The 6,085-nt window shown below is 41.0% G+C and carries 5 protein-coding genes; all 5 read left to right on the forward strand.

All coding sequences use genetic code 11. The annotated features are described in order from the left end of the window. Window positions 1-57 precede the first annotated feature (57 nt). The 5 genes from BVH04_RS10910 (at window position 58) to BVH04_RS10930 (ending at window position 5,637) form a co-directional block, all read left to right on the forward strand. Window positions 58-444, forward strand: coding sequence for a DUF423 domain-containing protein (locus tag BVH04_RS10910; RefSeq protein WP_086541507.1), 387 nt, complete (start codon window positions 58-60; stop codon window positions 442-444). Continuing rightward, a complete protein-coding gene (locus BVH04_RS10915; RefSeq protein ID WP_086541508.1) occupies window positions 441-1,733 on the forward strand; it encodes a D-alanyl-D-alanine carboxypeptidase/D-alanyl-D-alanine-endopeptidase in 1,293 nt (430 codons plus the stop codon). Before BVH04_RS10910 ends, BVH04_RS10915 begins: the two co-directional genes overlap by 4 nt. A gap of 322 nt (window positions 1,734-2,055) precedes the next feature. Beyond that, a complete protein-coding gene (locus BVH04_RS10920) occupies window positions 2,056-2,766 on the forward strand; it encodes a pseudouridine synthase (RefSeq protein ID WP_086541509.1) in 711 nt (236 codons plus the stop codon). A gap of 195 nt (window positions 2,767-2,961) precedes the next feature. Then, window positions 2,962-4,437: a M28 family peptidase gene (locus BVH04_RS10925; protein ID WP_086541510.1), complete on the forward strand. Its 1,476-nt coding sequence runs from the start codon at window positions 2,962-2,964 to the stop codon at window positions 4,435-4,437. Window positions 4,438-4,743: 306 nt separating this feature from the next. Continuing rightward, window positions 4,744-5,637, forward strand: coding sequence for an alpha/beta fold hydrolase (locus BVH04_RS10930; protein ID WP_086541511.1), 894 nt, complete (start codon window positions 4,744-4,746; stop codon window positions 5,635-5,637). Window positions 5,638-6,085 lie beyond the last annotated feature (448 nt).

Consider the following 6,085-nt stretch of genomic DNA (forward strand, 5'->3'; position numbering starts at 1 on the left):
GATGAATAATAAATGAACAAATAAAAGCCTCAATAATTAATTGAGAAATAAGGAACAATGAAGGGAAATCAAATCATACAAACAGCGGCGATTTTTGGAATGCTGGCAGTGGGAATCGGTGCTTTTGGAGCACATGGACTGAAAGAGATTTTGGCAGAAACAGGCAGAGCTGAAACTTTTGAAACCGCCGTGAAATACCATTTCTATCATTCGCTGGCTATTTTTATAATTGGGATTTTAGCTTTAGTAAAACCAAATTGGAAAAAACTCAGCACAGCAACTATACTAATGGTGGTGGGGATTTTTATTTTCTCAGGCTCTCTATATATACTGTCACTCACAGGTATCACATGGCTGGGTGCTATCACTCCTCTCGGCGGAGTAGCATTTATCTCTGGGTGGATCTTGGTGTTTTTGGCAGCTTCAAACAAGAATGAACAATGAGAAAAACCAGTTTTCTTGCCTTTCTAAGCTTACTCCTTTTCAGCTCATCTTTTGCCCAACTTACCAAAGAACAATACATCAAGCTGGAGTCGGCTCTGGGAGAATCCAGTTTTTTCAATGGTCACCTAACTGGCTTTATGCTGTATGATCTGGATTCTCAAACTGTATTATATGAGAAAAACAGTCATCAACGATTTATCCCAGCTTCTACTACCAAGCTTTTTACCTTGTTCTCCTCACTCATTATTTTGGGCGACAGCACACAAACACTTCGGTATGTGCGAGATGGTAAAACGATTAGAATTTGGGGGTCGGGAGATCCAAGCTGGAAATACAAAAAGTTTGATCAGCCTAGAATAGCACAACTTATTGAGCCCTACGATCAGGTTATTTTCTCGGATGCGAATATGATGTCGCCTGCATTTGGCTATGGTTGGCAGTGGGATGATTACTATTTCAATTATTCCGCAGAGCGCACTTCCCTGCCTATCTACGGCAACCTAGTTCAGGTGAGAAAAGTAGGAAACGCCCCAACTGTCTTCCCTCCTAGCTTTCAGCCAGCTGTATTCCGCACTCAGCGAACTATCCGCGAATTGGAGCGGGATTTTCACAGCAATAAATTCTACTACAACCCAAGCAACTTCAGAGCTAGAGAGGAATTTATTCCATTTATCTACACGCCTGAGCTTTTCATACAACTAGCTTCTGACGCAACTGGAAAGAAATGGATCTATCAAGCTGACAGTTTACCCCAGAATCACGAGATTCTCCGTGGTGCGCCGCTTTTCCCAATCCTAAAGGAAATGATGCTTGAAAGCGATAATTTCCTGGCTGAGCAGTTGATGTTGATGGTTTCAGATCGTCTTTTTCAGCGATTGGATACCGAGCGAGCGATTGAATTCATGCTCAAAACATACCTCTTTGACCTTCCTGATCCACCTCAATGGGTGGACGGAAGTGGCTTAAGCCGTCACGATCTGATGACTCCGCGCACCATGGTCGCACTTTTTGAAAAGATCTATCGCATGATGCCAGATCAGCAGTTGTTTGAGCTTTTGCCAACAGGCGGAAAAACAGGAACCCTAGAAAATGGTTATAAAGCAGAGCAACCTTATATATTCGCGAAGACTGGTACGATGAGTAATAATCACAGTCTTATAGGTCTTATCAGAACCAAAAGTGGCAAAATTTATTGCTTTGCTTTCATGAATTCCAATTATCCTTACAAAGCCTCCGAAGTTCGCAGTGAAATGGAAAAAGTGATGAAAATGATAAGAGATATGATTTGATTTACTATTGACGGTTTACGGTTTACGAGGTCAACGAATCAGTTGAAGTCTGAGCTAGAAATCATCCGATTTGATGTTATTACCAAGAAAACATTATTTCTATACGGAATGATGCCAGAAGCGAGATTTCCCGTATCAAGAGAGCAGAAAGGTAACGGAAGAATAATAAAATCAATTTGAAATAGCTCTTAGTTTCACTTTTGAATAAATTAATTTTATGACAAATAGGGCTGTTCAACCTAAATTAAGACCTTCCACTTTTTTCACTTCAATCAACGAGTATTCATTTTAAATTTTCAATTCAATAATTTCAAATTTCACAGTGCTTTTAGAAATACTTTTCGAAGACGAATACCTCATTGCGATCAATAAGCCTTCTGGCTTGCTTGTCCACCGCACTTCCATCGCAGCAGACGAAACTGTCTTTGCCTTGCAGCTGCTCCGAGATCAGATTGGGCAGCATGTGTCGCCAGTGCATCGCCTAGATAGACCAACTAGCGGAATACTGCTTTTTTCCAAAAAAGAAGAAATTCTACCTCTACTAAAGGAGCAATTCGCCGACCGATCCGTTAAGAAAACTTACTTAGCGATAGTACGCGGGATTCCTGTTAATAAGTCAGATCTGATAGATCACCCCTTGAAAAGCGAAAGATCAGGAAGAATGCAGGAAGCTAAAACCTCTTATCAAGTCATTGCTGAAGCTGAGATTCCATTTGACACGACTGGAAGGTATCCTACCAGTCGGTATAGTTTCCTTGAGCTAAAACCAGAAACTGGCCGCACTCATCAGATCAGAAGGCATTTGGCTCATATTCGACATTACATTTTGGGTGACAAAAAGCATGGAGATAACAAACAAAACCAGTTTTTCGAAAAGCAATTTGGTTTGGAGAATCTTCTTTTGCATGCCAGGCAACTTGAGTTCGGCCATCCTATTTCGAAAGAAACTATAATCGTTCGTGCGGAACTTCCTTCTCATTTCCAAAAAACCATCACTGACCTGGGATGGTCAAAGTTTCATCTGGAGGAATAAGGACATTTAATTCAAAATTAAATTACTTTAGTAAGTATGTCCTCTTTTCTGCCAGAGAAGAAAATAAAAGCAATATAGGAAATGGTTAGTGTTAACATTGAGACTACATCGGTCATCGGCCATCCGACCATCAAAACAGGACAACTGAAATCAAGCGCATAATCATATATTCTAAAAATCACACTTTATAAACACATGAAAAAATCACTTTTAGGCCTTAGCCTTTTATTATCTGTGACTTTTGTAGCTGAAGCACAAAAGAAGAAAATTGAAAAGCAATTCGATCAAAAAGCAGCGGTTGCTGATCTAACTTATTTGGCTTCAGATGAACTGAAAGGAAGAGATCCTGCTGCACCGGAAATGGCACTTGCTTATGATTTCATAGCAAATCAGTTGGAAGCAGCTGGCGCAAAGCCAGTTCCAGGAGCTGATGGCTATTTTCAAAATATCCCCTTTCGCCTTTCATCCCCACCTTCCAAAGGTGAAATCACTATGGGCGATTCTACATACAGCCAAGGTGTAAATCTTCTTGTTCTGGATGGGGAATCTCTTAGCGGAACATATGAGTTGGTAGATTTGGGATTCGGTACACCTGAAGATTTTGAAGGGAAAGATCTGACTGGAAAAATAGCAGTAAGCAGTGTGGGCGCTCCCGGCAAAATGGGGCCTGCTGATTTGTTTACTTTGGGCAGCGAAAAAACTGCAAATGCCAAGAAACAAGGCGCAGTGGCTCTGATCGAGCGTTTTAATATCCCATCTATTCCTTGGCAATTGATTTCCAATTACCTAAACCGTGCTCAAATGGGCATTGATAATGGTGAGTCGAGTAAATTGCCTTACATCTGGGTGAAGGATTTGTCCAATGCACTACCAAAAGAAATCTCTACGGGAAAAGCTAAATCGGCGGTTTTGGAAATTGAAGGAAAAACTAACAAGGAAATTGAAGGTAAAAATGTAATCGCGTGGATAGAAGGAACAGACAAAACACTCAAAAATGAATATGTGATGCTTTCTGCCCACTATGACCACGTAGGAATAGGACGCCCTGATGAGAGCGGAGATTCTATTTACAACGGAACGCGAGACAATGCCATCGGAACTGTAGCTGTGATGAATGCAGCTAAGTATTTTGCTGAAAATCCTCCCCAAAGATCCGTTCTGTTGGCACTTTGGACTGCTGAGGAGAAAGGCCTGCTGGGTAGCCGATACTTTGCAGAAAATCCATTGGTTCCTCTAAATCAAATCATATACAATTTGAATATTGACGGCGCTGGGTACAATGACACTTCTATTATTACGGTGATCGGTTTGGGAAGAACGACTGGTGATGACTTGGTTTCTCAAGCAGTTTCGGAATTTGGCCTTAAAGCAATAGCTGATCCTGCTCCTGAGCAAGGACTTTACGATAGATCAGATAATGTAAACTTCGCAAAAGAAGGTATTCCAGCTCCAACCTTCAGTCTTGGTTTTACGGCTTTTGACGATGAGATCAACAAGTATTATCATAAAGCTGGTGATGAAGTGGAATCAATCGATTTGGATTATGTGACGCTTTACTGGAAATCTTTTATCCTGGCTGCTGAAAACATCGCCAACGCCGCCGATCAACCGATGTGGGTTCCAGGTGATAAGTATGAGGAAGCTGGGAAGGCACTTTACGGAGATAAGTAAGACGTTTGATTTGTAAGTAGTTAACAGTGTAAGAAGTAAGACGTAGTTAGTAATTTGATTTGTAAGCAGTAAGAGGTAAATAGTAAGAGGTGGTAAGTAGTTTGATTTGTAAGTAGTGTTTTCTGTAAAAGGTAAAAGGTAGTAAGTAGATTGATGTGTAATAAGTAAGAGGTAGAAAGTAATTCAATGTGACATAAGTCTTCCGAACGGTTAAGTTTTCTGTTGGCAAGATTTCGTATATCCTGTAAGGACTTAGTAATGCTCGCCAAAATTTGTAAAAAGTTTAGAAAACTAAATAAAATCATCATGTCAACAGAATCAGAAGCTATCATCAGCCAACACGAAGCCAACGGCAAATACGTGACTATAGAAGGGATCAAAACTTTTTACCTGGATGCCGGCACTGGCCCTGTGGTATTTTGTATTCACGGGGTACCTACTTCGTCATTTCTTTACCGCAAAGTCGTGGACCAGCTCCAGAAAAAAGGCCTCCGGGCTATTGCCATTGATCTACCGGGTTTGGGTTTGTCGGATAAGCCGGAAGATTTTGATTATATATTCAGCAACTTTGGTCGGTTCTGCAACCAGTTTTTAGATGCACTGGACATTAACGAGGCACACCTTCTCGTTCATGATATTGGAGGACCTATTGGCTTTTCCATGGCTAACCAAAACAGCGACCGCATTCGGTCGATTACGGTTTTGAACGCTATGCTGGATCTGGAGAATTTTGTAAAACCTCTCCCTTTCCGCCCATTTGAAAAGCCAATCCTTGGCGAGGCAGCCTTAGCCATGTTAACACCTACAACTTTTCCGTTGATGATGAATATGGCAGGGGTGGTCAATAATGATGTTATTTCATCGGAAGAAACTGGCGCCTACATTCATCTTTTAAAAAGAGAAGATGACGGTAAGGCCTTTTTAAAAATTATGCGCAATTTTGATCAGTCCTCAGCATTTACACGGGACTGTTACCGTGCTTGGCAAAACCCGGCTTACCCGGTGCAACTGGTATGGGGAGAAGAAGACCCTTTCTTAAAATTCGAAGAACACGGTAAATCATTTGAAGATGCCCGGCCAGGCATTCCGGTTACCAAAGTAAATTCCAAGCATTTCTTACAGGAAGAGCAGTATGAAATAATTGCGACCAAAGTGAAGGAACTGATACCTGAAGTTGATTTCTCTTCTGATCTCGGTTAATCACCGCAAAGACCCTAAAGTTAGAAAACTGATACAACGAAAAAGACTCTTCAGAACTTAGAGTTTACCGTATCCATGCCCCAAAAAACTTGGACGAGAATCAACTATGCTGAATTTATTCCCCGTTCGGCATAGTCAAAAGTTCGTGATAACTTTGTGCAATCCGTACAGTTGTCGGATATAATCCCATCCTCATATCCTTACAATCCTCAATAACAATCGGGATGTAATTGATTAAATATCCTACATCGTTTACTGATTGTCTTATACAGATCGTGCCGTTGGCACTCTGTTTATTTCGAATATCCTAATACCCAGAATTTCATTCTGGGCTAATACCGATTGTGCCTTCAGCACAAAACGAAAACCAGATCCCATTTACGATTCTAGCAATCACATAACAATCGGATTCTGCGATATTGCCAAAGGCAATTCCTGTAAAAGCGCT

Origin of the sequence: Algoriphagus antarcticus (assembly GCF_002150685.1) — a bacterium.
In the GTDB taxonomy this organism is placed as follows: Bacteria; Bacteroidota; Bacteroidia; order Cytophagales; family Cyclobacteriaceae; genus Algoriphagus; species Algoriphagus antarcticus.